The 2,736-nt window shown below is 68.2% G+C and carries 2 protein-coding genes and 1 pseudogene; all 3 read right to left on the reverse strand.

Annotated elements, in window-relative coordinates; translation table 11 throughout:
• Positions 1 to 103 precede the first annotated feature (103 nt).
• The gene (locus tag ACFHNC_RS24545) at positions 104 to 811 is read right to left on the reverse strand and encodes a PepSY domain-containing protein (protein ID WP_437171863.1); all 708 of its coding nucleotides are present in this window, start codon (positions 809 to 811) and stop codon (positions 104 to 106) included.
• 320 nt (positions 812 to 1,131) lie between these two features.
• Positions 1,132 to 2,532 (reverse strand): sensor histidine kinase, encoded by a 1,401-nt coding sequence (locus tag ACFHNC_RS24550; RefSeq protein WP_437171864.1) that lies wholly within the window; start codon positions 2,530 to 2,532, stop codon positions 1,132 to 1,134.
• Positions 2,530 to 2,610: pseudogene (locus tag ACFHNC_RS24555) on the reverse strand (winged helix-turn-helix domain-containing protein); the annotation flags it as partial. The pseudogene ACFHNC_RS24555 and the gene ACFHNC_RS24550, both read right to left, overlap by 3 nt.
• Between the last annotated feature and the right edge of the window lie 126 nt (positions 2,611 to 2,736).

The raw sequence follows: 2,736 nt of genomic DNA on the forward strand, positions 1-2,736 counted from the left end.
CTGGCGGCAAAGCCCTAAGCTTGAATCCAAACTTCCCGGATGGGCTCTCAGCGCCAGAGCGATTCATCATCGACCCGATCCACCAAATGCCGGGGCTGAACACCTAGGCGCCGCGGCCGGTGTGCAGCATGACGATGGTCTCGTGCACCTGCCGCGCCACGCCGTTCGGCGTCAAGTTCAGCACCTGCCCGGTCGCGGCATCGACATGGGCAGTGCCCAGCGCCGTGGTCAGCGTGTAGGAATCGGTCAGGTCGTTTCTATAGGGAAAGGTGAGCTCGCGCAGCGCCGACAGATCCACCCCTTGCAGCGCCGCCAACTGTCCCGGCGGAAGCCGAGCGGCACCGCTCGGTTGTACAAGTGCCGCGACCTCGGCCGCCGCGCCATCGGGCAAAACGCCGAACGTCGCGAGGGACATCCAACAGCCGGTCAGCGCCGATAGCGTAAGGCCGATCAACGCGAAGCGTCCGAGCTCGCAATGCGGCCGCTGCGTCGGCGTGCCGCGGCTGGGCCGCAGGATCGCGGCCCAACCGCCGAGCCGCGCGGCCAGCAGCATGGCGCCCGAGACGCACAGCACCAGCATCGCCGCTGCCCCCAGCCCTGCCGCAACGCGCCCTGCATCGCCCATCAGGTAGGAGCGATGCAGGTTCGTGATGGTGCGCGTCAGGTTGGATGGCTCATGCGGCCGGATCGCCTGGCCCGTGAGCGGATCAACCAGCTCGGCCGACGGAAGGTCCGCCTCGAAATAGTACGCGATGACGGAGCCGGAGGCCGTCCGCACGATGCGCTCCACTTCCGCATGGCGCAGTTGCACGGCCTCGGCAAGGGCGGCCAGGCGCTGAGATGCGAGTGGTACTCGGCCTTGCCACCTGCAACGCGCAGCGTGGAATGGAAGCGGTCCTGCCCATCCACCAGATAAATTGCGAGATACGCACCATTGCCGCCATAGGGGCGAAGCTACGTGGTGAGCGTGACGCTGCGCGCCTCGGCCGGCGGCGCGAAGGCAAGGGCCGGGAAGGCGATCGTGGCCGCGAGGACAAGTGTGGCGACGATCTTGTTCATCCGAATCTTTCCAGCAGGAACTGCGATGCGGGAAAAATGGACGTCCAATCTGACGCGGGCCTGAACCTGTGTTCAGCGCGGTGCTAGAATCTCGGGTAGCTGGACGCGAGCCTCGAAACCCGTGGCCAGCCCCGGCACGGGCGAGGTCAGTTCCAGGCTGGTGCCCGCGCCAGCCGCGATCGCCTCGGCAATCGTAAGACCGAGGCCGGACCCGGTGGCGGAACTGCCCCCTCGTTCAAAGGGCCGCTTGAGGCGGGACATTGCCTCCGGCGCGACCACGGTGCCACCATTGGTGACCTGCAGGAGGCCATCGTCGCTCAGCAGCACCCAGACCGGCTGATCGGCCGCGCCGTGTTTCAGCGCATTCTCGATGAGGTTGCGGGCCAGGATGGCGAAGGCGTCGGCATCCATGCGGGACAGCAGAACGCCAGTCATCGGCAGCGGGATGGTGAGCCGCGCGGCGGCGTCCGGATCGTCCCTGAACCCGTCCAGGACGAAGCCCAGGACCTGCGCCAGATCCTGCGGCGTCTCCGCCAACAGGCCAGCACCCTCGGCCTTGGCCAGTTGCAGCAGCTTCTCCGACAGGCGTGCCAATTGGCGCAGCGCCGCCTCCACGGTCCGGGCGCGCTGCCGCGCGGGGCCCTCGGGTACCTCGGCAATCAGCCGCTGCGTCTGTGCAAGCGCCGCTGCCACGGGGGTCCGCAACTCATGGGCGCTGCTGGTGGTAAAGCCACGCTCCGCCTCCAGCGCGCGTTGCAGCCGCGCGATCAGCCGATTGACCGAGCCCGCGACTGGGGCGAGTTCACGCGGAAGCGCTGTCGCGTTGACGGGCGACAGGTCACCGCGGCCGCGCGCCTCGACCTCCCGCTGGAAGGCCTGGACTGGCCGCAGCGCGAAGCGAACCAGCGCCCAGACGCCGAGCTGGCTGAGTGGCAGCAGAACAGCCAACGGCCACAGCAGCATGCCGACCGCATCGATCACCGCCTGGCGGCGATGGCTGATCGGCTCCGCGGTGGTGACGAAGAAGGTGCCCTGCACCGCTGCCTCGGTGTACAGGCGCAGGCCGCCCGCGTCCTGGGACCCTGGCGCCATCAGCGCCGAAAATGCCGCCGGGTCGGCGTCGTGGGATTGCAGCAGGACGCGGGCGTGGCTGTCACGGACGATGTAGGTGATCTGCTCCTCGTGCGGCAGCACCGAAGGCAGTCGTTGAACAGGGCTCTCGCCTTCGGCCGGGGGTTCGCTGTTCAGGCTCTCGCTGTAGGCCAGAGGCAGGATGCGCTGCGCGACTTCCTGCAGCGCGCTGTCAAAGACCTCGTCGATTTCGCTGCGCAGGATCAGCCCCGCCGGCACGCTGCCCGCGAGCCAGAGCGGGATCCTTCCCAGCGCGAGGCCAAGGCGAGCCGGCGTTGCAGGCTCCGCGGCCGGGATCCCATCAGGGTGCCGCGCGCTTCGGTTGGCGAGCCGGTAGCCCATGCCGCGGACCGTCTCGATGATGTCGTAGCCGAGCTTCTTGCGGATCCGGCCAATATAAACCTCGATCGTGTTGCCCTCGACCTCGGCGTCGAAGGATTAGAGCCGCTCCTCCATCTGCGCCTTGGTGACCAGCGCGCGGGGGCGTTGCACGAAGGCCTCGAACAGCACCCATTCGCGCGCCGTCAGGGCCATCGGTTGCCCGGC

The sequence above is a fragment of the Falsiroseomonas sp. E2-1-a4 genome (genome assembly GCF_051433165.1).
In the GTDB taxonomy this organism is placed as follows: domain Bacteria; phylum Pseudomonadota; class Alphaproteobacteria; order Acetobacterales; family Acetobacteraceae; genus Falsiroseomonas.

What these genes read in the sequence shown, in the direction of transcription:
- ACFHNC_RS24550 (WP_437171864.1), bottom strand. Translation starts at nt 2,532, where the DNA reads ATGGGCTACCGGCTCGCCAACCGAAGCGCGCGGCACCCTGATGGGATC.